The following is a 22,471-nucleotide window of genomic DNA, read 5'->3' as shown; positions in this document are numbered from 1 at the left end:
TCCCCCTGTTTGCCGGAGGTCTTGATGGCGAAGTCCCCGACACCGCGTCCCACGCTGACGATCGACGACCTCCGGCGGGCGGCCACCGACCTCCTCGGTCCCGGTACGCCGCCCCCGGGAGACCACGACGATCTGATCGCCCTGGGCCTGGACTCCATCCGGTTCATGAGGATCGCGGACCGCTGCCGAAGGGCGGGCCTGGAGATCGGCTTCGGCGATCTGGCCCGCCGGCCCACCTTCGCCCAGTGGGCCGAACTGCTCGCCGCCCGCTCCGCCACGGCCCCCGCCGAGGAGCCCGCCGTCCAGGAGCATCCCGACGGGAAGCCCCCGTCCGCCGGGGAGGCCGGGGAGGCCGGGGGCACGGTGAACGGGGAGCGGGCGGACGCCGGGGCCGTCCCCGCCGGGACGGCCGGGGGCGAGGAACCCTTCCCCCTCGCGCCGATGCAGCACGCCTACTGGGTCGGGCGCGGCGGGGCCCAGACGCTCGGCGCGGTCGCCGCGCACCTGTACACCGAGTTCGACGGCCGGGACGTCGACCCCGCCCGGCTGGGCGCGGCGGTGGCCGCGCTCGCCGAGCGCCACCCGATGCTGCGCGCCCGGATCCTGGACGACGGCCGTCAGGTGATCGAGCCGTGGACGCGCGGCACCGCGCTCCCGGTTCTCGACCTGCGGGACGCGCCCGCCGAGGAGGCCGCCGCGCGCCTCGCCGAGCTGCGCGAGCGCCTCTCCCACCAACTGCTCGACGTCGAGGGCGGGCAGATGTTCGACGTGCGGGTGACCCTGCTCCCCGAAGGCCGGACCCGCGTGCACGTCGACGTCGACATGCTCGCCGCCGACGCCCGCAGCTACCGCATCCTGCTGGCCGAGCTCGTCCACCTCTACGAGCGCCCCGACGAGCCGCTCCCCGCCCTCGGCTACCGCTACGCCGACTATCTGGCCGAACGCCGCCGGCGCCCCCCGGCGCCGGAGGACGTCCGCTGGTGGCGCGAGCGCCTGCCGGACCTGCCCGGCGCGCCCGCCCTCCCCGTGCGGCCGGAGGCCGAGCGCGGCGACCCGAACCGCGTCGTCCGCCTGCACGACTGGCTCTCCCCGGAGCGGCGCGCGCGGCTGACCGCGCAGGCCCGCGCACACGGGGTCACCCCCGCCGTCGCCATGGCCACCGCCTTCGCCGAGGTTCTCGGCGCGTGGAGCGGAGAGCCGCGCTTCCTGCTGAACGTGCCCATGTTCGACCGCCGCCCGATCCATCCCGACGTGGACGGCCTGGTCGGCGACTTCACCGGCTCGATCATGCTGGACGTGGACCTGAGCGAGCGGCGCGCCTTCGCCGGGCGGGCACGCGAGATCCAGCGGCGCATGCACGAGGCCGCCGCCCACTCCTCCTACCCGGGCCTGGAGGTCCTGCGCGACCTCTCCCGCGACCAGGGCGCCCAGGTGCTGGCCCCGGTCGTCTTCACCAGCGCCCTCGACCTGGGCGAGCTGTTCGGCGAGACCGTCGAGCGCCGCCTCGGCGAGCCGGTGTGGATCGTCTCCCAGGGCCCCCAGGTGGTGCTCGACGCCCAGGTCACCGAGCTGCACGGCGGGTTCCTCGCCAACTGGGACGTGCGCGCCGACGCCTTCCCCGAGGGGGCCGCCGAGGCGATGTTCGCCGCCTTCGGCGAGCTGGTGGCGCGGATCGCCGAACCGGACGCCTGGGCTGCCGAGGTCGGCCCGCTGCTGCCGGAGAGCCAGCTCGCGGTGCGCGAGCGCGTCAACGCCACCGACGGGCCGCTCCCGGACCTCGCCCTGCACCGGGCGGTCTTCGCGCAGGCCGCCCGGACCCCGGAAGTCCCCGCCGTGATCTTCTCGGACGCGCCCCCGCTCACGTACGGCGAGCTGGCGGGGCTGGCGCTGCGCGTGGGGGGCGCGCTGCGCGAGCGCGGGGTCCGGCCCGGCGACCCCGTCGCCGTCCGGCTGCCCAAGGGCCCCGAGCAGGTGGTCGCCGTGCTGGGGGTGCTCGCCGCGGGCGGGCACTACGTGCCCGTCGGCGTCGAGCAGCCGCCCGCCCGTGCCGAGCGCATCCGCGAGCGCGCCGGGGTGCGCGTCGTGATCGGCGGCGACCTGCCGTACGAGGAGGCGGCGGCCTTCGACCGGCCGCTCGCCGCGCCCGAGGACACCGACCCCGCCGCGGTCGCCTACGTCCTGTTCACCTCGGGCTCCACCGGGGAGCCCAAGGGCGTCGAGGTCTCCCACCGGGCCGCCGCCAACACCGTCGCCGACCTCGTCGAGCGGTTCGGACTGGGCCCCGGCGACCGGACCCTGGCGCTGTCGGCGCTCGACTTCGACCTGTCGGTGTTCGACATCTTCGCCCCGCTGTCGTGTGGCGGCGCCGTGGTGACCGTCGACGAGGCCCGGCGCCGCGACGCGGCGGCGTGGGTCCACCAGGTGCGCGTCCACGGGGTCACCGTGCTGAACTGCGTACCCAGCCTGCTCGACATGCTCCTGGTCGCCGCCGAGCGGGACCCGCTGGGGCCCGGCCTGCGGGCCGTGCTGCTGGGCGGCGACCGGGTCGGGGCCGACCTGCCCGCCCGCCTGGCCGCGCAGGTGCCCGGCTGCCGCTTCGCGGGCCTGGGCGGCACCACCGAGACGGCCATCCACTCCACCGTGTGCGAGGTCGCCGGCGGACGGGTCCCCGACGGGTGGACGAGCATCCCGTACGGCACGCCGCTGCGCAACGTCCGCTGCCGCGTGGTCGACGTCCAGGGGCGCGACTGCCCCGACTGGGTCGCCGGGGAGCTGTGGATCGGCGGCGCCGGGGTGGCCGAGGGCTACCGGGGCGACCCCGGGCGTACGGCCGACCGTTTCGTCGAGGCAGCCGGCCTGCGCTGGTACCGCACCGGGGACCGGGCCCGTTACTGGGCCGACGGCACGATCGAGTTCCTGGGCCGCGCCGACCACCAGGTCAAGATCCGCGGCTTCCGGATCGAGCTGGGCGAGGTCGAGGCGGCGCTGGCCGAGCACCCCGCGGTGCGCCACGCCACCGCCCTGGTGGCGCGGGCGGGCAGCGTGCCGCGGTTGTGCGCGGTCGTCGTCGCGGCGGGCGGCACCGGCGAGGACGCCCTGAAGGCGCACGCCGCCGAGCGCCTGCCCGTCCACATGGTGCCCGACCGGATCGCGGTGATCGGGGAGCTGCCGCTCACCGCCAACGGCAAGGTCGACCGTCGCGCGCTGGCCGCGCTCGTGGAGGCCCGCGCCGACGCGCCCGAGCACGTCGAACCGGTCACCCCGGTGCAGAAGGTGATCGCCCACGTCTGGTCCCGGGCCCTGGAGGTCGACCGGGTCGGCCTGGCGGACGACTACTTCCTGCTGGGCGGCGACTCGGTGCTGGCCACCGTGATCGTCGGCCGGCTGCGTGAGGCCCTGGACACCGACGCGATCTCGGTCCACGACGTCCTGCAGTCCCTGACCGTCGCCCGCCTGGCCGAGACGCTGACCGGGCCGGGCCGTCCGGACCCGGACCGGCTCGCCCGGGTGGCCGAGCTGTTCCTGGAGATCGAGCTGATGAGCGACGAGGAGCTGGAGGCCCGCCTCGCCGGAGAGGGCGCCGGGGCGGGAGAGGCCGCGGAGGGCACGGCAGGTGCGGCGGGGACGGACGGTGCGGAGGCCCGCCGTGGGTGACCTCGACCCGCGCTGGTTCCGCCGCCACCGCGCGCTGCCCGGTGCCGCCGGGCGGATCGTCTGCTTCGCCCCGGCCGGGGCCTCGGCGAACTTCTTCCGCGGGTGGGCCGGGCACGCGCCCGCCGACGTGGAGGTGACGTCGGTGGCCTACCCGGGCAGGGAACGCCGCTTCGACGAGCCCGAGATCGAGGACATGGGCGTTCTCGCCGACTCCGTCGCGAACCTCCTGGCCCCGCATCTGGACCTGCCGACCGTGCTGTTCGGCCACAGCATGGGGGCCTCGGTCGCCTTCGAGGTGACCCGCAGGCTGGAGGAGGCCGGGGGCGACCCGCCGATCGGGCTCGTCGTCTCGGGCCGGGAGAGCCCGCGCCACCAGATCGAGGAGCCCACGGACGTGGGGGAGTTCGACGACGAGCAGATCGTCGAGTATCTGCGCGTGCTCGGCGGGACCCCTCCCGAGGTGCTGGCGGACCCCGACTTCCGCGAACTCGTGCTCCCGGCGTTCCGCACCGACTTCCGCCTGCTCGGCCGTTACCGGCCCGAGCCGGAGCCGAGGGTGCGCACGCCGGTCGCGGTGGTCCTCGGTGACCGCGACCCCGAGGTGGACGCCGCGGACGCCGACCGGTGGCGCGAGGTCGCCCACTGCTTCACCGGGGTCCGCGACTTCCCCGGCGGGCATTTCTACCTCGTCGAGCGGGAGGCCGACGTGGTCGCCCACGTCGTGGGCTTCCTGCTGGCCCAGCGCTCCCGCGCCTGGTCCGGGTCGCTCGCCCGATGACGTGCCGGCGCGCCCGGCGGTGATCGCGCCCGGCGGTGGTCGTGCTTCACGGCTCCGGCGGCTGTCGCGTCCGGCGGCGGCCACCGGGGCCGCGCCGGGGCCGCGCCGGGGCCGTCCCCGCCCGCGGCCGGGCGACGGTGTGAGATCGCGCACGGCCGCTTCCGGGGCGCGGGGTCGTCCGGGGTGACAGATCTGCGGCGGAACCGCGAACGGGATACTGAAGATCTAATTTAGGTTTGCCTAACCTAAAATCTTTTAGGTTAGGCAAACCTAAATTAGGATGATCCGTGACCTAGGAGGGGATATATGACCGGTAGCGCGTACCACGAGCGCCGCATCGTGTTCGGGGCGGATCCCATCGCCACGGCGGCCAGGCTTGCGGCGCTCTCCGCGGGAGACCACATGGTCTACGAGAACCGCGACGAGGTTTCCTGGGCCGAGGGCGAGCACGCGTCGCTGAGCGTGCGGGCCGACGGCACCGTTCTGACCGGCGGGGCGGGCGTCCGCGAGTTCCCCGCCGCGGGGGAGCCTCTGGCGGCGCTCTCCCGCGCGCTCGGCGAGGTCACGGCCCGCGGCTGGCGCGCCTACGGCTGGATCGCCTTCGAGCTCGCCTACGCGCTGCACGGCATCGGCGGGGCCGACCTCTCGGCTCCCGTGGCGCACCTGGTCGTCCCGGAGCGGGAGATCCGTATCGCCGGCGGGATGGCCACCCTGCGCGCCCTGGACCCCGGCGACCTCGACGCGCTGGAGCGCCACCTCGCCGCCGTCGCGGAGGAGAGCCCCGGTGAGCGCGTCACGGTGGACGTGGAGACCCACGGGCGCGACGCCTACCGCCGCGCGGTCGCCGGTGCCGTGGCCGAGATCGGCGACAGGAGACTGGACAAGGTCATCCTCTCTCGCGTGGTGCCGGTTTCCGCCGAGATCGACCTGCCCGCGACCTACCTGGCCGGCCGCCGCGGCAACGACCCCGCCCGCTCCTTCCTGCTCCGGCTCGCCGGCTGGGAGGCCGCCGGGTTCAGCCCCGAGATCGTCGCCCGGGTGGACGTGGACGGTGTCGTGCTCACCCAGCCGCTGGCCGGGACGCGCGCGCTCGACGGCGACGCCGACGCGGATCTGCGGCGCAGGGAGGAGCTCTACCGGGACGCCAAGGAGGTCTTCGAGCACGCCATCTCCGTGCGCCTGGCCGGGGAGGAACTGGCCGGGGTCTGCGATCCGCCGAGCGTCCGGGTGGACGACTTCATGTCCGTCAAGCGGCGCGGGAGCGTCCAGCACCTGGCCTCGCAGGTCTCCGGGCGGCTGGCGGACGGCCGCACCGGGTGGGACGCGCTGGCGGTGCTGTTCCCCGCCGTGACGGCCTCCGGCATCCCCAAGGCGCCCGCCTGCGAGCTGATCCGCCGCAGCGAGCCGGAGGAACGCGGCCTGTACAGCGGCGCCGTGCTGACCGTCGACGCCGACGGCACCATCGACGCCGCCCTGGTGCTGCGCAGCGTCTTCCGCCGTGACGGCCGCACCTGGCTCCGGGCCGGTGCGGGTGTCGTAGAGCAGTCGACGCCCGACCGGGAACTGGAGGAGACCTGCGAGAAGCTGCGCAGCGTCTCGCGTTTCCTCGTCCCCGCCTCCGGCGCCACGGCTCCCGAGGACGCGGAGCTGAGCCTGTCCACCTCCCGCTGACGCCGGGGTTCCGCGCGCGGCCCCGCTCGCCCCGGCCGGGCGGGGCCTTTCGCGCTCACCGCTCCCCGGCGCGGGCCGGGGAGCGGTGCCGTCCGGCCGCGCAGGCGCAGAACCCGCGGGGCCGGACCGGAGGTGTTCCGACGCGTCCGGAGGCGTTCCGGCGGCCGCGCCGGCCGCGGCGGCGGCCACCGGTTCCGGGTGCCCCGGAGCATCCGAAGGCGCTCCGGGACCCGGGTGCCTAGATGTGTTCGGAGGAGCCGGCCTGGGTCTGCTGGGACCAGGCGAGCTGCTTGTCCTGGCGCAGCTGCTCCTCGGCGGTCTGCTCCACCTTCTCCATGGCCCAGCGCAGGATGGGCGGGGCCATGAGCGAGGTCACGATCGCCACCAGGATGACGATCGTGTAGACCTCGACGCTCAGGATGCCCAGGCGCAGGCCCACCATGGCGACGACCACCTCGATCACGCCGCGGGCGTTGAGGCCCGCGCCCAGGGCGAGCGCCTCCCACTTGTTGAGCCGGCTGGCACGCGCCCCGGCGTACGCGCCGACGAACTTGCCGATGATCGCCACCGCCAGCACGGCGAGCCCGGCCAGCAGGACCATCGGGTCGGCCAGTGACGTCAGGTCCATCCGCAGGCCGGCGGTGGCGAAGAAGACCGGCGCGAAGACGGAGAGCACCACCGAGCGCAGCGGGGCGAGCCGCGCCGGGTCGACGCCGCTCGCGTTGCCGATCAGGATGCCGCAGATGAAGGCGCCGAAGACGGCCTCCAGGCCCAGGGCGTGCGTGCCGGCCGAGGCGAGCAGGATCAGCACGGCCGCGGTGGCGACGGACGGGCCGGGGTCGGTGTCCCGGGAGGCGAGCCGGAACGCGTGCCGCACGATCGGGCGGCCGAGCGTGAGCGCGAAGACCACCACCGCCACCAGGCAGACGAACGAGAACACCACGCTGCCCGTGCGCAGGCCGGTGGTCGCCATGGCCGACACGATCGACAGCATGAACCAGCCGAACGCGTCGTCGATCATGCCCGCCGTCAGCGTGAGCTGGCCGACGTTGCGGTGGAGCAGCCCCATGTCCATCAGGGTCTTGGCGATGACCGGGATGGCGCTGACACACATCGCCACGCCCAGGAAGAGCGCGAAGACCAGGGGCTGGGTGCCTTCGGGGATGAGTGTCGCCGGGAGCAGGAAGCCCATGCCCACGCCGAACGCGAGCGGCACGACCAGGCCGCCCACGCTGACCCCTGCGGCCGTGACGCCGCGGCGCCGGACCAGGCCCATGTCCATGTGGATGCCGGTGATGCCGACGAGCATCAGCACGCCGATCTGCCCGACCGCGTCGAGCAGGTGGAACTGCGGGCCGTCCTGCGGGAACAGCCACGCGGAGACGCCCGGTGCCACGTGGGTGAGGAAGGACGGGCCGAGGACCACGCCGACGAACAGTTCGCCGACGACGGCGGGCATGCCCAGCCGCTTGGCGAGGCGGCCGAGGGTGAGGGCCAGCAGCAGGAGCAGCCCGACCTGGAGCAGGAAGACCAGCAGTTGATGGGCGGCGATCGGCGCTACCGGCGTCGGTGCCGCCAACGAGACGTACAAGACAGATCCCTCCGGTCTCTCACAAGGTGCGGCCTTGTCTCCCCAGCCAGGAACGGCACGGCGTCGAGCTTCGCAAAGGGGAGATCGCTGAACAATCCTTGAAGAGACCTCTGGAATGTGCTTGGTTCGCGCTTATCGAAGATTGTGGTGCAGATCACACTTTTCCCCGTGGTTCCGCGGTGGCGGCGTCCTCGGCGACGGAGCGGGGTCCGGGGGGGCGGTCCGTGACCGGGCCGCCCCCTTCTCTCGGTCCGGTCCAACAGCGGGAATAATCCAGAGTTAACCTATAGAGATAGTAGATTTAGAGGGGCGGCCGGGTGGGGTCACGGAACGCGGTGGGACGCACCCTCGGGAGGGCCTTCGAATGCATGTCACGGCGCGTGGCGACTACGCCCTGCGAGCCATGCTGGTCATCGCGCTGAGCGATCCCGCGCCCGTCACGTCGGAGGCCATGGCCAGGGCGCAGGAGATCCCGGCGAGCTTCCTGCGCGGCATCCTCGCCGACCTGCGCCGCGCCGACCTCGTCTTCGCCCAGCGGGGCCACGAGGGTGGTTTCACGCTCACCAGACCGCCCGCCGACATCTCGGTCGGCGACGTGCTGCGCGCGGTCGGCGGTGACCTGACCTCGGTGCGGGGTGTGCCGACCGCTGACGTAACCTACTTCGGAGAGGCGGTGCGGCTGCGCACCGTGTGGCTGAGCATCGAGACCTCCATAAACGCGGTCGTCGACACGGTCAGCCTGGCCGCTCTTCTGTCGCCGGTGGCCGAGCCCGCCAGGCGTCGCGGGGCCTGATGGCCCGCGCGGGCGGATGTGTCCATCCCTTGAGACCCCTGTATCGAAACGTGACTTGACGATTTCCTGGCCTTCAATCACTATAATTCCTATCAACAGAGTAGGAAAAACAGGAAGGAGGGCGTAGTGCGTTCGCTCATCCTCTTGGGCCTGGTCGGCTTCGCCGCCCAGCTCGTCGACGGCAGCCTTGGCATGGCCTACGGCGTCACCTCGACGACGCTGCTCCTGGCGATCGGCACCAACCCCGCTGCCGCGTCAGCCACGGTCCATCTCGCCGAGATCGGCACCACGCTCGCCTCCGGTCTGTCCCACTGGCGCTTCAACAACATCGACTGGAAGGTCGTCGCCAAGATCGGCATCCCCGGAGCGGTCGGCGCCTTCGCGGGCGCCACCTTCCTGTCCGGCCTGTCCACCGAGGTGGCGGCGCCGGTCATGTCGCTGATCCTGCTCACGCTGGGGATTTACGTCCTCGTCCGCTTCACGGCCTTCGGCCTGCCCCGGGGCAACCTGGGCAAGCCGCTCCGCAAGCGCTTCCTCGCCCCTCTCGGCCTGGTGGGCGGGTTCGTCGACGCCACCGGCGGTGGCGGATGGGGCCCGGTCGGCACCCCGGCCATCCTGGCCAGCGGCCGCCTGGCGCCGCGCAAGGTGATCGGCTCCATCGACGCCAGCGAGTTCCTGGTCGCGGTCTCCGCCAGCGTCGGCTTCTTCGTGGGCATCGGCTCGGAGAACATCGACTTCGCCTGGGTCGCCGTCCTGCTGCTCGGCGGCGTCATCGCGGCCCCCATCGCCGCCTGGCTGGTCCGCCACATCCCGCCGCGGGTGCTCGGCTCCGCGGTCGGCGGCGTGATCGTCCTGACCAACGTCCGGACCCTGCTCCGCAGCGACTGGATCGACGCCTCCAGTGGCGTCCAGACGGTCGCCTACATCACCATCGCCGTGCTCTGGGCCGCGGCCATCGCCTACTCGGTGCGCGAGTACCGCCGTGACCGCGAGCACGAGACCGTCGAGGCGATCGAGGAGGAGATCAGGCACCGCTCCGGCGAGGAGGAGCCCGCCGGCGCCGCCAGCTGAGCCCGGCCGCGCCCGCTCCCGGAGCGTCGCGCTCGCACCTCACCCACGAAGGCCCCCGCCGCGGCAAGCGACGGGGGCCTTCTCTGTGCGGGGCCTTCTCTGCGCGGGGTCTTCTCCGTGGAGGGTCTTCTCCGCGCGGGACCTTCTCTGTGGGGGCCTTCGTGGCGGGTGGCCAGGGTTCCGGGGAGACGCGTTCGGGTACCGGTCGCGGCCGGTGCCCGAACGCCTCGTCCCGGGCGTCACCGGCCGTCTCGGCCTCCGGCGGCCAGGGAGGCCCTGCGGGCCACGATGGCGTCGAAGTCGGGGATGCGCTCGGCGATCGGGTCACCGGTGAAGTCGCCCACCCAGCCGTCGTCGTCGTGGAAGAACCGGATGGCGGTGAAGTCGGGAGAGGTGCCCATGTCGAACCAGTGCGTGGTGTTCTTCGGCACGCTCAGCAGGTCGCCGGGTTCGCAGAGCACCGCGTGCACCTTGCCGTCCACGTGCAGGTAGAAGATCCCCGAGCCGCCGACGAAGAAGCGCACCTCGTCGTCGTCATGGGTGTGCTCGGCGAGGAACTTCCGCCGCGCCGCCGCCGCGCGCTCCGGCCAGTCGGTGCTGTCGTCGGGGTGCAGCTGCGCGACGTCGACGAGGGTGTAGCCCTCCTCGGCGATGACGCGTGACACCTCGTCCCGGTACGCCGCGAGGATCTCCTCCTGGCTCGCCCCCGTGGCCAGGCCGTCGACGACCTCCCAGGTGCGCAGGCGTACGTCGATCGCCTTGAGCGCCGCGGTGATCTCCGCGGCGTCGTCCGTCTCCAGCAGCGTCTCGGGCGTGTCGCCGTCGGTGTAAACGGTCAGGTATGTCATGGACCGATTGTGCGTCGCGGCGAGCTTGAGCACAAATCCTAGTATTCAGATATGAAAAGTGGACATTAGCCTCATCTTCCCTTTAGCATCCGCATGTGATCCACGCAAGAGTTCTCGGAGCCGTCGGCGTGTTCGCCGCCCTCGCGCTCGCGGGGTGCTCCCAGGGCACCCCGACCACGGCCGCCCCGGCCCCCGCCTCCCCGTCCGCCCCCGCGGCGGCCACCCCCTCCATCGGGGCGACGGCGGAGGTCCCCGCCGAGTTCGCCGCCGGTGACGTGCACATCGCCCTGGTGCGGCAGCTGTCCTCCGGCGACTACTTCGAGCAGTGGCTCGCCGGCGCGCAGGCCGAGGCCAAGGCGCTGAACGTGACCCTGGACCTGTCCAGCGGCGACGGCAACAACGACAAGCAGGCGCTCAACCTGGAGCAGGCCGTCAACCAGAAGGCCGACGCGATCATCGTCGACCACGGGTTCGCGCAGACCGTCCAGCCCGCCATCAAGAAGGCCGTCGACGCCGACATCCCGGTCGTCGCCTTCGACGTCGACCCCGGCACGCCCGAGGCCGTCGCCCTCTCCCAGGACGACCACCTGATCGCCGATCAGGCGCTCGGCGCCCTGAAGGCCGACACCGGCGGTACCGGCGAGGTCCTGTACGTCTACGTGGCCGGCTTCGCGCCGCTGGACCGCCGGAACGAGACCTGGACCAGCTTCAAGAAGGACAACCCCGGTATCAAGCAGGTCGCCCAGATCGGCGTGGTCAACAGCTCGACCGCCTCGGCGGTCGCCGACCAGGCCAAGGCCGCGCTGCAGGCCAACCCCGGAATCACCGCGGTCTTCGCGCCCTACGACGAGTTCGCCAAGGGCGCCAGCCTGGCAATCAAGGAACTCGGCCTCCAGGACAAGGTCAAGGTCTACGGCGCCGACATCTCCACCGCCGACATCGCCGTGATGACCGAGCCGGGCAGCCCCTGGGTGGCCACCTCCGCGGCCGACCCGTCGAACGTGGGGCGCGTCGCCGTGCGCGCCGCCGCCCTGCTCGTCGCCGGGCACCCGGTGGACAAGGCGCTGAAGGTGCCGCCCGCGCTCATCACCCAGAAGCAGCTCCGCGACGGCGGCATCACCGGCATCGAGCAGCTCGTCGAGGCCGTCCCGGCCCTGCAGACGCCGGACGTCGCCAGAGTGCCCTGGGCCGCGCGATGAGCCGGGCCGGCGAGCCCGTGCTCTCGGTCGCGGGAGTGTCCAAGTGGTACGGGATCACGCGGGCCCTGCACGACGTCACCCTCGACATCCGCGCGGGAGAGGTCGTCGGCCTGATCGGCACCAACGGCGCGGGCAAGTCCACCCTGATCAAGGTGCTCTCCGGGGTCACCCGGCCCGGCTCGGGCGAGATCCGCCTGGCGGGCCGCGCCGCCGGCGCCGGGTGGGCCGGACCCCTCGACGCCCAGGCCGCGGGCGTGCAGACCGTGCACCAGAACATCGACGACGGCGTGGTCCTCGGCACCAGCGTCGCCGAGAACCTCACCCTCGACTCCCTGGCCCGCCGCGACTCCGGCTGGTTCACCACCCGTGCCCGGATCCGCGAGCGGGCCCGGGCGATCGCCGAGTCGGCCGGGCTCGAGGTGCCGCTCGACGCCCCCGTCGAGACGCTTCCCGCGAGCCTGCGCCAGCAGATCGTCATCGCGCGGGCAGTGTCGCGGCGGGCCCGGCTGCTCATCCTCGACGAGCCCACCTCCACGCTGTCGGCCTCCGAGACCGAGCCGCTGCTGGCGAGGGTCCGGCGGATGGCGGGTGAGGGCGTGGCCGTGCTGTACGTCTCCCACCGCCTCTCCGAGATCGAGGAGCTGTGCGACCGCGTCGCCGTGCTCCGCGACGGCCGGGTACGGCGGACCTTCACCGCGCCGCCGGCCCGTGGCGCGATCGTGGAGGCCATGCTCGGCGACCTCGCCCCGGCGCCCCGCCGGACCCGCGAATCCGCCGCCCCGTCCCCGGTGACGGCCCCCGGGGCGGCCCCGGAGACGGCATCGGCGCCGGGCGGAGCCGCGCCGGAGCCGGGACGGCCGGAGACGGAGCCCGTCCTGGAGGCCCTCGGTATCCGCGCGACGCCCGACGGCGAGCCCTTCGACCTCCGGGTGCGGGCGGGAGAGATCCTCGGCGTGACCGGGCTGGTCGGCTCCGGCAAGACCGAGCTGCTCGAACAGCTCTACGGGGCCAGGCCGCTGCTCTCCGGCGAGCTCCGCCTCGGCGGCCGGCCGTACCGGCCCCGCGACCCGCACGCCGCCGTCGGGGCGGGCGTCGCGTTCGCCGCGGAGGAGCGCTCGGCCCAGGCGATCGTGCCCGGCTGGTCCGTCCGGGCCCACGTCACCCTGCCCCGGCTCCGCGCCCACAGCCGCGCGGGCCTGCTCTCGCGGCGTGTCGAGCACGACTCGGCGGCACGCGTGATCGACGGGTTCGGCGTCCGCGCGCCGGGCCCGGACGCCCCGATCGAGACACTGTCCGGCGGCAACCAGCAGAAGGTCGTGGTCGGCCGGTGGCTCCGGGGCGAGCCCCGCCTGCTCCTGCTCGACGAGCCGTTCCGCGGCGTCGACGTGGGGGCGCGCGCCGACATCGGCCGGACGATCGCCGAGCACGTCGCCGGGCGGGCGGACGGCATGGGCGTGATCGTCGCCTCGTCCGACCCGCAGGAGGTTCTCGAGATGGCCGACCGCGTCCTGGTGCTCCACGAGGGCACGCCCGCCGGGGAACTGAGCGCGGACGACGCCTCCGCCGGGAGACTGGCCGCGCTCATGTCGGGAGGTGAGCGGTGACGGCGGTCCGGGAGAGGCCGGGCGCCCCCGCCGCCCCGCCCGCCCGCCGGGGCCTCGCCGAGCGGGCCGCGGGGCTCGCCTACCGCTACGGGCTCGTCGCCGTCCTGGCCGCCATGCTGGTGCTCTTCTCACTGCTGCGCCCGGCCTTCGCCACGTACGGCAACGTCCTGATCGTGCTCCAGTCGGTCGCGGTCGTCGGGGTGGTCGCGCTCGGCGTGACCGTCTCGATGACCACGGGCGGATTCGACCTGTCCGCCGGGGCCTGCGTCGGCGCCGTCGTCATGGTGACGGCGCTGGCGATGGTCCGGTTCAACCTCACCGGCGCGACGGCGATCGTCGCGGGCCTGCTCACCGGGTTGCTGGTGGCGGGGGTCAACGTGCTGCTCACCGTGGTCGCGAGGGTCCCCGACCTGGTGGCCACGCTCGGCACCATGTTCCTGTTCCAGGGCCTGGCGCTGATCGCCACCTCGGGCCAGTCCGTGTCGGCCGGGATGACGGTCGACGGCGCCCCCGCCCCCGGCCGGTACACCGAGGGGTTCGCCTGGTTCGGCGGCGGCACCGTCGCCTCGGTGCCCGTGCCGGTCATCGTCTTCGTCCTGCTCGCCGCGGCGGTGTACGTGTTCCTCAACCACACGCGCTGGGGACGGGCCCTGTACGCCATCGGCGGCAACGCGGAGGCGGCCAGGCTCGCGGGCATCCGCGTCGGCCGCCACCGCGCCCTCGCCTACGCGGTCTCCGGGACCTGCGCCGCCCTCGGCGGGATCCTGCTCTCGGCCAGGCTGGGCCGCGGCGACGTGGGCGCCGGCGACCCCTATCTCCTCCAGTCGGTGGCGGCGGCCCTCATCGGCTTCGCCGTCCTCGGGGCCAACCGGCCCAACGCGCTGGGCACCGTGGTGGGCGCGCTGTTCATCGGCGTGATGATCAACGGCCTGACCATGCTCAACGCGCCGTACTACACGCAGACCTTCGTCCAGGGCGCGCTGCTCGTCGGCTCGCTCGTGGTGAGCTACACCCTCACCCCGGGACGCCGGGAAAGGAAGACCCGTTGACCGTCACCGCAGACCAGACCTACGAACTCCTCACGGTCGAGACCGTGCCCGGCTACGTCGCCGGGCGGCCCGCGCTCCGGGCCCTCCTCGACCCGGCCGCCATCACCGGGGTCAGGGAGGTCGGCGACGGCAACCTGAACCTGGTGTTCGTGGTCGAGGCCCCCGGGCGGGGGCTGGTGCTCAAGCAGTCGCTGCCGTACGTGCGCGTGGACCCCACCTGGCCGATCACCCCCGAGCGCAACCACCACGAGGCGCGGGCCCTGCGCGCGCACGGCGCCGTGGCCCCGGGGTACGTGCCGGAGATCTACGACGCCGACCCGGACCGGTACGTCGTCGCGATCGAGGACCTGTCCGACCACCGGGTCTGGCGCGGCGCGCTCAACGAGGGACTCCGGCACGAGGGGGTCGCGGCGGACCTCGGCCGCTACGTGGCGCGGGTGGCCTTCGGCACCTCGGTCTTCGGGCTCGGCGCCAAGGCGCACAAGGCGGCCGTGGCCGCCTCGGTCAACCCCCACCTGTGCGAGATCACCGAAGACCTCGTCTTCACCGAGCCGTACATCACCCACGAGCACAACCGCGTCCTGCCCGGCAACGAGGCGGACGTCGCCGCCTACGCCGGAGACCCCGCCGTGCGCGCCGCCGTCGGCGCGGCCAAGCTCGCGTTCATGACCCACGCCGAGGCGCTCATCCACGGCGACCTGCACACCGGCTCGGTGCTGGTCCGCGGGGAAGGCCCCGGGACGCCGCGCTCGACCAGGGCGTTCGACGTGGAGTTCGCCTTCTACGGCCCCGTCGGGTTCGACATCGGGGCGCTGTGGGGCAACTACCTCCTGGCCGCGGCCAGGGCCGTCGTCCTCGGCGACGACGACCACGCCGCCTGGGTGCTCGGCCTGGCCGCCGAGACCTGGCACTCCTTCCGCGAGGAGTTCACCGGCCTGTGGCCCGGCCGGGACGACCCCCGGGTGTTCGGCGACGCCGTGCGCGACGCCTTCCTCGCAAAGGTGTACGCCGACGCCGCGGCGGCCGGCGCGGCCAAGGCCGCCCGCCGGGTGATCGGCTTCTCCCGGGTCACCGACATCGAGACCCTCCCGGAGGAGCCGCGGGTGCGGGCCGTCCGCGGGGTGCTCCACGCGGCCAGGCTCCTGCTGCTGGAGGGGGCCGCGACCGGCGACCCGGCGGCGCTGTTCGACCGGGCCGGCCAGGTCCTCACCGACGGGACCGCCCCCGGGAACGCCTGACGGACGCCCGCCCGGCGGCGCGGAGACGCGCCGCCGGGCGGCGCCGTGCGGCGCCGGTCGGCCCGGGGCCGGGTCAGCGGGTGGCGATGGCGTACGACAGCAGCCACTCCACGCACTCGGTGACGTGACGCGCCCGCTTCAGGTCCGCACCCCAGGCGTACAGTCCGTGCGAGGCGACGAGGACCGCGGGCGTGCGGGGGTCGAACGCCTCCTCGAACCGGTCGCCCAGTTCCACCATGTCCTGGCTGTTGCGGATCACCGGGATGACGACCTCGTCGTCGTGCGCCAACCGTCCGATGCCCTTCAGCGTCTCGACGTCGCGCAGCCGCACCCCCCGCGGCCAGTGGTGCGCCGCGACGACGGCGCTGAGCGCGTGGACGTGGACCACGGCGTCGGCGCCGGTCAGCGCCGCCACCCGCGCGTGCAGGCCCGCCTCGGCCGAGGGCACCAGCGGCGTGACGCCCTCGACGCCCACGGCGGCCCCGTCGGGGCCGACCACCGCGACGTCGGTCTCGGCCAGTTCGCCCTTGTCGAGACCGCTGGCGGTGACGGCGAGCCGGAGCGGGTCGCGGCCCACCACCTCCGACAGGTTCCCCGAGGTGCCGCGCATCCAGCCGAAGCCGTTGAACCTGGCCGACTCGGCGGCCAGCCTGGCGCCCGCCGCGAAGACGCGCTCCGCGGAGAGGGCACCGTCCGGGCCACCGCCGCGGGCCTCCCGGCCGGTGAGGGGGTCGCTGCTGTGCGGGCCGGTCAACGGAGCTCCTCGAATGACGTGATGACGGGGTGGGTGCCGAAGTCGGCGTTCTCGCTGGGCTCTCCCGGGCGGCGCACACCGGTCGTGCGCCAGCCCGCGGCGGCGGCGGCGTCCAGCTCGGCGGGCACGTCGGACAGGAACAGCGGCGGCTCCCCGGAGGCCCCGGGGTCCCCGAGCGCCTCGGCGATCCGGGCGTAGGAGGCCGCCTCCCGTTTGGGGCCCGCGTTGACCGTGTCGAAGTGCCGCTCGATCAGCGCCGACAGGTCGCCCTCCGCGCCGTGCCGGAACCAGGGACGCTGGCTGGAGACCGCCCCGGAGGAGAAGACGGCGAGGTGCCTGCCCGCCGCGCGCCAGGCCCGCAGGGCGGGCGGCACGTCGGGGAAGAAGTGCGCGGTCAGCTCACCGGCGGCGAACCCGGCCGCCCAGATCTGCCCCTGCAGGGTCTTCAACGGCGTCGCCTTGACGTCGCCGTCCATCCACTCGTGCAGGACCTTCACGACCTCCTCCGTGGCGGCCCCGGGAGGCAGGCCCACCTGCGCCACGGCGGCCCGCACCTCGGGGTTGTCGCCGTGCTCGTCGATCCACCGGCCGAGGCGGGGGCGCGCGTACGCGTACAGGCCGACGTGCACCGACGCGGTGGAGCTGGTGGTGCCCTCGATGTCCAGCACGATCCAGGAAGTCGTCACCGGGTCAGCACCTCCACGAAGCCGGCGACGAAGCGCGGGGCGTCGACCGCGGTGATCACGTGGGTGTCGGGCGCGGGCTTGTACGGGAACGACGGCGGCAGCCCGTCGGCGGTGCGCATCAGGCGCGCCCGCGACAGGAAGCCGTCGCCGACCACGTTGACCGGCCCGTCCACGGCCGCGGTGGCGAGGCTCGGGTCCAGCAGGATCCCGGCGGCGAGCGGGTCGTGCAGCGGGATGATCCTGCGGCCCCACTCGTTCTGGTAGAAGTCGAGGTAGGTCTCCAGGATCTCGCTCGCGAAGCGCGCCCGTGGCGTGTCGGCCGCGTGCAGCGCCGCGATGGCCCGCTCGTCCAGGATCGTGGTGGCCGTGACGTTCACCCCGACCATCACCAGCCTGTTGCGCGGCGCGGAGAAGACCGCCTCGGCGGCGGCCGGGTCGTTGTTGACGTTGGCGTCGATCATCAGCAGCGTGCCGGGATCGGCGTAGGGGCCGGAGCCGCCCATCAGCACCACGGACCGGTACTTCGTGAACAGCTCCGGGTCGAGGCGCAGCGCCAGCGCGAGGTTGGTGAGCGGGCCGAGCGCCAGCAGGTCCAGCTCGCCCGGCCGCTCGTGCGCCAGCCGCACCAGCAGCTCGGCGCCCGTCTCGCCGGTGACCTCGGGCAGCGGCCTGTCGTAGCCCCGGTCGCCGAGGCCGTCCCTGCCGTGCACGTACCGGGCGATGCGCGCCGCGCCGGCGAGCGGCTCGGCGGCGCCGCGGGCCACCGGGACGTCGAGACCCAGCAGCCGGGTGACGTAGCCGATGTTGCGGACCGCGTCCTCCTCGACGCAGTTGCCGAACACCGAGGCGATGCCGGCGATCTCGGCGTCCGGGCGGCCCGCCAGGTACAGCAGGGTGTGCGCGTCGTCGATGCCGGTGTCGGTGTCCACGACGACACGGCGGACCTGACTCATCCGTTCTCCTTGTCGAAATGCTCTGCCACGCGCTCGGCCCGGAAGGCTCCGCGCTCGGTCACGATCCTGGTCACCAGGTGCGGCGGGGTGGCGTCGAAGGCCGGGTAGTAGCCGGTCAGGCCCTCCCCGGCGGTGCGCGCTCCGAGGACGTGCAGGACCTCCTCGCCGTCGCGGTGCTCGATGACGACGTCACCGGCCGTCGGCGCCTGCGGGTCCGGGGCCTGGATCAGCGCGTAGTACGGGACGTCGAAGGCCCGCGCGGCCAACGCCACCCCGAGCGTGCCGACCTTGTTCACGACGTGCCCGTCCATCGTCACCCGGTCGGCGGCGGTCAGCGCCACGTCGGCGAGCCCGTCGGCCAGCGCGGCGGCGACCATCCCGTCGGTGATGAGGGTGGGCCGGTAGCCCATCTCCACCAGCGTGGGCGCGGTCAGCCGGGCGCCCTGCAGGTAGGGGCGGGTCTCGGTGCAGACGAACTCCAGCCGCTTGCCGGCCTCCTGCGCCGCTTCGACGGTCGCGATCAGGTAGGCGTCCGCCCAGCAGTGGGTGAGCACCCGGGCGCCGTCCTCCAGCAGCGCCGCGGCGTGCCCGCCGAGGGCCGCGCTGCGCGCCCGGTAGGCCGCGTCGTGCTCGGCCGCGGCCCGCGTGACGGCGTCCACCAGCTCGTCCCCGGACGCCTCCGGCAGCGGCCCGTCCACGGTGGCGGCCAGGACGGCGTGGACGGCGTCGCGGATGTGGTTGTTGGTCGGCCGGGTGGCGACCAGCCGTTCGCCGGACCGTCGCAGGCGCCCGGCCGCCCGGCCCGGCGGCTCGTGCCGCGCCTCGCGGGCGGCCAGGACCAGCCCGGCGGTCGTCGCGAAGAGCGGCCCGGAGCTCTGGGTGACCATCCGCTCGATGGCCACCGCCACGTCCTCGCTCGTGGCGCAGCGCACCCACCGGTGCTCGAAGGGGTAGACGCGGCGGTCGAGGATCTCCACGGCGTCGCCGGTGATCCGGACGGAGTCGGCCAGCACCGGCCGCTTCCCGGTCGTTGTCATGGGGCCTCCAGCCGAGGTCGGGCGGCGTGCCGCCGCCTGCTCGCCGCACCGGCGGCGACCAGGGCGAGCAGCGTGATCACGTAGGGGGCGGCGTCGGCGGCCTGCTGCGGCAGTCCCGCTCCCTGGAGGCGGAAGCCGAACGCCTCCGCCGCGCCGAACAGCAGGCAGGCGGCGGCGACCCGGTACGGCCGGGTCCCGCCCAGCATCACCGCCACGACCGCGACCCAGCCGCGTCCCGCGCTCATACCCTCACTGAACAGGGTCACGTTGCCGAGTGCCAGTTGCGCCCCGGCGAGCCCGCACAGCGCGCCGGCCGCCAGCACCGCGCCGTGCCGGTAGGGGCCGACCCGCAGCCCCAATGACCCGGCCGCCTCGGGATGCTCCCCGATGCCGCGCAGCCGCAGCCCCGAGCGGGTGTGGCGCAGCCACCAGGCCGCGGCGGCCACCAGCACCGGTGTCACCAGGACCAGCGGTGACTGGGGCCCCAGCACCGGCCCGATCACGGGGACGCCGCCCAGGCCCGCCTCGGCCAGGGTGGGCAGGCCGTCCAGGCCGGGCGAGGTGTAGGTGCCGCCGACGCCGAGGATCTCGCGCATCAGGAACGCGGTCAGCCCGAGCGCCAGCAGGTTGGCGCCCACCGCGACCACGACCGGGTCCGCGCGGAAGGTCACCGCCGGCACCGACAGGACGGCCGCGTACAGCGCCGTGGCGGTCACCGCGCCGGCCACCCCCCACCAGGCGCTGCCCGTGAGGTGGCTGAGGACCACCGCGGTGAACGCGCCCCAGAGCAGCTGGCCTTCCAGTGCCATGTTGAAGACGCCGGACACCGAGCAGAGCAGGCCGCCCAGGGCGGCGAGGATCACCGGGGCGGCCGCGGTCAGCACCGCGGCGACGAAGGCCGGTTCCAGGATGTTCACGCGGGTGTCCCCGCCTCTCCGGGCCGCCCCGCCGTCCCGGCCGGCTCGCCGGCCCGGGTACGGGTACGGGTACGGGCGCGCACGGTCGCGAGCACGGCGACGATCACGATGACCAGCCCCTGGATGATCTGGGTGAGCTGGCTCGGCACGCCCGCCTCACGTTCCATGCCCTGGCCGCCCACCTGCAGGATCGTGACCAGCGCGACGGTGAGGGGGACGGCGGGGGGCCTGCCGGTCGCCAGCAGCACCGCCGCGATGGCGGTGAAGGTGTAGCCGGGGGCGGTCAGCGCGCCGTCGACGAACCGGAACGGCGGGCCCAGCACGATCAGCCCGCCGACCAGCCCGGCGAACGCGCCGCCACCGGCGAGCGTGACGACGGCCAGCCGGTCCACCGCGACCCCGCCGTACCGGGCGAACTCCCGGTTGGCCCCGGTGGCGCGGATCTCGTACCCGAGCACGGTCCGCGCGTCCGCGTACAGCCAGGCCGCGGTCAGCGCCGCCACGACGGGCAGCCCGATCGTCAGGTAGCCGCTGCCGCCGAGGGCCGGCAGGTGCGCGGCCTCGGGGAGCGGCGGGGTCTGGGCGATGCCGGTGCCCGGCTCCGCCATGGGGAAGCGCACCAGGTACGAGGCGAGCGCCACGGCGGGGGTGCTGACGAGCAGCGTGCTGACGATGGCGGGGATGCCGAGCCGGGTGCGCAGCGGCGCGGAGATCCCGGCCACGAGGGCCCCGGTGAGCGCCGCCGCGGCCAGCGGCACCACCACGGCGATCCCGGCGGGCAGCGGCGCGTACAGGGCGAGCGCCGCCGCGGCGACCCCACCGAGGGCCATCTGCCCGTCACCGCCCAGGTTGAACTCGCCGGTCCGGAACGGGATCGCGAAGGCCAGCGCCATGCCGAGGGTCGGGACGAACGCGGCGATCGTGTACTCCAGGTTCCCCGGGCCCAGGGCGCCGTCGAGCAGCGCCGGGTACGCCCGTGCGGGATCGACCCCCGCGAGCGGCATGACCAGCGTGGTCAGGGCCAGCGCCCCGGCGACGGCCAGCACGGCCGGCGAGGCGAGCGCCCGCGCGACCCGGCGGGCGTCCACGCGGTCTCCGGCGTTCGCGCTCATGCCGCGGTCCCGGCCATGGCCGCGCCGAGCCGCTCGTCGGTCGCCTCGTCGCCGGGGATCTGGGCCACGATCCGGCCGCCGTACATGACGAGGATCCGGTCGGCCAGCGCGCGCAGCTCGCCGAGCTCGCTCGACTGCAGCAGCACCGCCTGGCCGCGGTCACGGGCCTCGGCCAGCAGGGCGTGGATCTGCTCCTGGGCGCCGACGTCGACTCCCTGGGTGGGCTCCTCGATCACGATCACCGGGGTTCGCCGGGACAGCTCGCGGGCCAGCACGGCTTTCTGCGCGTTGCCGCCGGACAGGGTGGAGATCGGCGCGTCCACCGAGGCCGCGCGGATGGCGAACCGCCCGACCAGCTCACGGGCCCGGTCGCGGACCGCCGCGGCCGACAGGCCCGGCCCGCGGCGGAGTCCGGGGGAGCGCTGGTCGCCCATGACGAGGTTCTCGGCCAGTGACATGTCCGCCGCCGTCGCCCGCCCGTGCCGGTCCTCGGGGACGTACGCGACGGCCGCCTCGCGGCGTAGCACGGGCCGGCCGGACAGCAGGACCGCGCCCGCGTCACGGGGTCCCGGCGGGTGCAGCCCGGTCACCGCGTCCACCAGCTCGCGCTGGCCGCTGCCCGCGACGCCCGCGACGCCCACGATCTCACCCGCCCGCACCCCGAAGGACACACCGGACAGCCGGGCGACGCCGTCGCGGTCGCGCACCGTCAGCTCGCGGACCTCCAGCGCGTACGGCGTCCCGGCCGCCGCGCGACGGCCCGGGTGGCGCGCGGGCGAGGCGGACCGGCCGATCATGGCGACCACCAGTTCGTCGGCGGTCGTCTCCGCGACGGTGAAACGGCCGGTGACCCGGCCGCCGCGCAGCACCGTGACGCGGTCGCCGACCGCCAGCACCTCGCCGAGCCGGTGCGTCACGAGCACGACCGACAGGCCCGCCCGGGTGACGGCGCGCAGCACCTCGAACAGGCGGGCGGCCTCGCCCGGGGTGAGCACGGCGGTCGGCTCGTCCAGGATGAGCACCTCGGCCCGCCGGTGGAGTGCCTTGAGGATCTCCACCCGCTGGCGCACCCCGATCGGCAGGTCGCGCACCACGGCGGAGGGGTCGGCCCGCAGCCCGTACAGCTCGCCGAGGCGCTCGACCTCCTCACGTGCCGCGGCGAGGTCGAGGACGCCCCGCCGGGTCGGCTCGGCGCCGATCACGACGTTCTCCGCGACGGTCAGGCCCGGGAAGAGCCGGAAGCGCTGGTGGACCATGCCGAGCCCGTGGGCGATGGCGTCGGCGGGGGAGCGCAGCCGCACCGGCGACCCGTTCCTGAGGATCCGGCCGGAGTCGGGCCGGTGCAGCCCGTACAGCACGGACATCAGGGTGGACTTGCCCGCGCCGTTCTCGCCCACCAGGGCGTGGATCTCACCCCTGGCGATCGACAGGTCGACCCCGTCGTTGGCCAGGACCGGGCCGAACCTCTTGGTGATGCCCACCAGCTCGGCGGCCGGGGGTGTCTCGGCCGGCATCC

General features: G+C 74.4%; 18 protein-coding genes. 9 read left to right on the top strand and 9 right to left on the bottom strand.

From position 1 onward, the window contains the following. The first annotated feature begins 24 nt into the window (after positions 1-24). The 3 genes from ABD841_RS20550 to ABD841_RS20540 all read left to right on the top strand — a co-directional run bounded on the left by ABD841_RS20550 (position 25) and on the right by ABD841_RS20540 (position 6,103). Positions 25-3,654 carry an amino acid adenylation domain-containing protein gene (locus tag ABD841_RS20550; RefSeq protein ID WP_344974042.1) on the top strand — a complete coding sequence of 1,210 codons (3,630 nt, stop codon included), beginning with the start codon at positions 25-27 and terminating at the stop codon, positions 3,652-3,654. After that, positions 3,647-4,432 carry a thioesterase II family protein gene (locus ABD841_RS20545; RefSeq protein WP_344974040.1) on the top strand — a complete coding sequence of 262 codons (786 nt, stop codon included), beginning with the start codon at positions 3,647-3,649 and terminating at the stop codon, positions 4,430-4,432. Before ABD841_RS20550 ends, ABD841_RS20545 begins: the two co-directional genes overlap by 8 nt. Positions 4,433-4,738: 306 nt before the next feature. Further along, positions 4,739-6,103: a salicylate synthase gene (locus ABD841_RS20540; protein WP_344974037.1), complete on the top strand. Its 1,365-nt coding sequence runs from the start codon at positions 4,739-4,741 to the stop codon at positions 6,101-6,103. Between the two features lie 238 nt (positions 6,104-6,341). On the opposite strand, the gene ABD841_RS20535 is transcribed toward ABD841_RS20540, so the two are convergent. Beyond that, the gene (locus tag ABD841_RS20535) at positions 6,342-7,694 is read right to left on the bottom strand and encodes a cation:proton antiporter (RefSeq protein WP_344974034.1); all 1,353 of its coding nucleotides are present in this window, start codon (positions 7,692-7,694) and stop codon (positions 6,342-6,344) included. Positions 7,695-8,058: 364 nt separating this feature from the next. On the opposite strand from ABD841_RS20535, the gene ABD841_RS20530 reads away from it, so the two are divergent. Together ABD841_RS20530 and ABD841_RS20525 are read left to right on the top strand one after the other, a co-directional pair. Further along, a complete protein-coding gene (locus tag ABD841_RS20530) occupies positions 8,059-8,487 on the top strand; it encodes an RrF2 family transcriptional regulator (protein WP_344974031.1) in 429 nt (142 codons plus the stop codon). Positions 8,488-8,613: 126 nt separating this feature from the next. Then, a complete protein-coding gene (locus ABD841_RS20525) occupies positions 8,614-9,558 on the top strand; it encodes a sulfite exporter TauE/SafE family protein (protein ID WP_344974028.1) in 945 nt (314 codons plus the stop codon). 239 nt (positions 9,559-9,797) lie between these two features. Here the strand turns inward: ABD841_RS20525 and ABD841_RS20520 are convergent, their stop codons facing one another. Then, complete coding sequence (locus ABD841_RS20520) at positions 9,798-10,406, bottom strand: 1,2-dihydroxy-3-keto-5-methylthiopentene dioxygenase (RefSeq protein WP_344974025.1); 609 nt, start codon at positions 10,404-10,406, stop codon at positions 9,798-9,800. 95 nt (positions 10,407-10,501) lie between these two features. Here ABD841_RS20520 and ABD841_RS20515 point away from each other — a divergent pair, with 95 nt between their 5' ends. Genes ABD841_RS20515 through mtnK form a run of 4 tightly spaced genes read left to right on the top strand, consistent with a single transcriptional unit; the run spans position 10,502 to position 15,496 of the window. Next, entirely contained in the window at positions 10,502-11,605 is a 1,104-nt protein-coding gene (locus tag ABD841_RS20515; RefSeq protein WP_344974023.1) for a substrate-binding domain-containing protein, read from the top strand. Beyond that, entirely contained in the window at positions 11,602-13,209 is a 1,608-nt protein-coding gene (locus ABD841_RS20510) for a sugar ABC transporter ATP-binding protein (RefSeq protein WP_344974020.1), read from the top strand. Before ABD841_RS20515 ends, ABD841_RS20510 begins: the two co-directional genes overlap by 4 nt. After that, positions 13,206-14,258: an ABC transporter permease gene (locus ABD841_RS20505; RefSeq protein ID WP_344974017.1), complete on the top strand. Its 1,053-nt coding sequence runs from the start codon at positions 13,206-13,208 to the stop codon at positions 14,256-14,258. The genes ABD841_RS20510 and ABD841_RS20505 overlap by 4 nt, the downstream gene beginning before the upstream one ends. After that, positions 14,255-15,496 carry an S-methyl-5-thioribose kinase gene (gene mtnK, locus ABD841_RS20500; RefSeq protein WP_344974014.1) on the top strand — a complete coding sequence of 414 codons (1,242 nt, stop codon included), beginning with the start codon at positions 14,255-14,257 and terminating at the stop codon, positions 15,494-15,496. Before ABD841_RS20505 ends, mtnK begins: the two co-directional genes overlap by 4 nt. A 73-nt stretch (positions 15,497-15,569) precedes the next feature. On the opposite strand, the gene mtnB is transcribed toward mtnK, so the two are convergent. Genes mtnB through ABD841_RS20465 form a run of 7 tightly spaced genes read right to left on the bottom strand, consistent with a single transcriptional unit; the run spans position 15,570 to position 22,469 of the window. Continuing rightward, positions 15,570-16,250, bottom strand: coding sequence for a methylthioribulose 1-phosphate dehydratase (mtnB, locus tag ABD841_RS20495; RefSeq protein ID WP_344974011.1), 681 nt, complete (start codon positions 16,248-16,250; stop codon positions 15,570-15,572). Then, complete coding sequence (mtnC, locus tag ABD841_RS20490) at positions 16,247-16,936, bottom strand: acireductone synthase (protein WP_344974008.1); 690 nt, start codon at positions 16,934-16,936, stop codon at positions 16,247-16,249. The genes mtnB and mtnC overlap by 4 nt, the downstream gene beginning before the upstream one ends. Then, entirely contained in the window at positions 16,933-17,889 is a 957-nt protein-coding gene (locus ABD841_RS20485) for a nucleoside hydrolase (RefSeq protein ID WP_344974005.1), read from the bottom strand. The genes mtnC and ABD841_RS20485 overlap by 4 nt, the downstream gene beginning before the upstream one ends. Then, positions 17,886-18,926 (bottom strand): translation initiation factor eIF-2B alpha/beta/delta subunit family protein, encoded by a 1,041-nt coding sequence (locus tag ABD841_RS20480; RefSeq protein WP_344974002.1) that lies wholly within the window; start codon positions 18,924-18,926, stop codon positions 17,886-17,888. The genes ABD841_RS20485 and ABD841_RS20480 overlap by 4 nt, the downstream gene beginning before the upstream one ends. Further along, positions 18,923-19,843 carry an ABC transporter permease gene (locus tag ABD841_RS20475; protein WP_344973999.1) on the bottom strand — a complete coding sequence of 307 codons (921 nt, stop codon included), beginning with the start codon at positions 19,841-19,843 and terminating at the stop codon, positions 18,923-18,925. Before ABD841_RS20475 ends, ABD841_RS20480 begins: the two co-directional genes overlap by 4 nt. Continuing rightward, positions 19,840-20,955 carry an ABC transporter permease gene (locus ABD841_RS20470; protein WP_344973996.1) on the bottom strand — a complete coding sequence of 372 codons (1,116 nt, stop codon included), beginning with the start codon at positions 20,953-20,955 and terminating at the stop codon, positions 19,840-19,842. The genes ABD841_RS20475 and ABD841_RS20470 overlap by 4 nt, the downstream gene beginning before the upstream one ends. Next, entirely contained in the window at positions 20,952-22,469 is a 1,518-nt protein-coding gene (locus ABD841_RS20465) for an ABC transporter ATP-binding protein (protein ID WP_344973993.1), read from the bottom strand. Before ABD841_RS20465 ends, ABD841_RS20470 begins: the two co-directional genes overlap by 4 nt. Positions 22,470-22,471 lie beyond the last annotated feature (2 nt).

Origin of the sequence: Streptosporangium fragile, from assembly GCF_039534445.1 — a bacterium.
Taxonomy (GTDB): Bacteria; Actinomycetota; Actinomycetes; order Streptosporangiales; family Streptosporangiaceae; genus Streptosporangium; species Streptosporangium fragile.
Note: the sequence above shows the minus strand (reverse complement) of the source record. Positions and strands in the feature narration are given on the sequence as shown.

Coding starts and splice junctions, on each gene's coding strand:
- ABD841_RS20550 (WP_344974042.1), top strand. CDS start 25: ATGGCGAAGTCCCCGACACCGCGTCCCACGCTGACGATCGACGACCTC.
- ABD841_RS20540 (WP_344974037.1), top strand. CDS start 4,739: ATGACCGGTAGCGCGTACCACGAGCGCCGCATCGTGTTCGGGGCGGAT.
- ABD841_RS20530 (WP_344974031.1), top strand. CDS start 8,059: ATGCATGTCACGGCGCGTGGCGACTACGCCCTGCGAGCCATGCTGGTC.
- ABD841_RS20520 (WP_344974025.1), bottom strand. CDS start 10,406: ATGACATACCTGACCGTTTACACCGACGGCGACACGCCCGAGACGCTG.
- ABD841_RS20510 (WP_344974020.1), top strand. CDS start 11,602: ATGAGCCGGGCCGGCGAGCCCGTGCTCTCGGTCGCGGGAGTGTCCAAG.
- ABD841_RS20485 (WP_344974005.1), bottom strand. CDS start 17,889: ATGAGTCAGGTCCGCCGTGTCGTCGTGGACACCGACACCGGCATCGAC.
- ABD841_RS20480 (WP_344974002.1), bottom strand. CDS start 18,926: ATGACAACGACCGGGAAGCGGCCGGTGCTGGCCGACTCCGTCCGGATC.
- ABD841_RS20470 (WP_344973996.1), bottom strand. CDS start 20,955: ATGAGCGCGAACGCCGGAGACCGCGTGGACGCCCGCCGGGTCGCGCGG.
- ABD841_RS20465 (WP_344973993.1), bottom strand. CDS start 22,469: ATGCCGGCCGAGACACCCCCGGCCGCCGAGCTGGTGGGCATCACCAAG.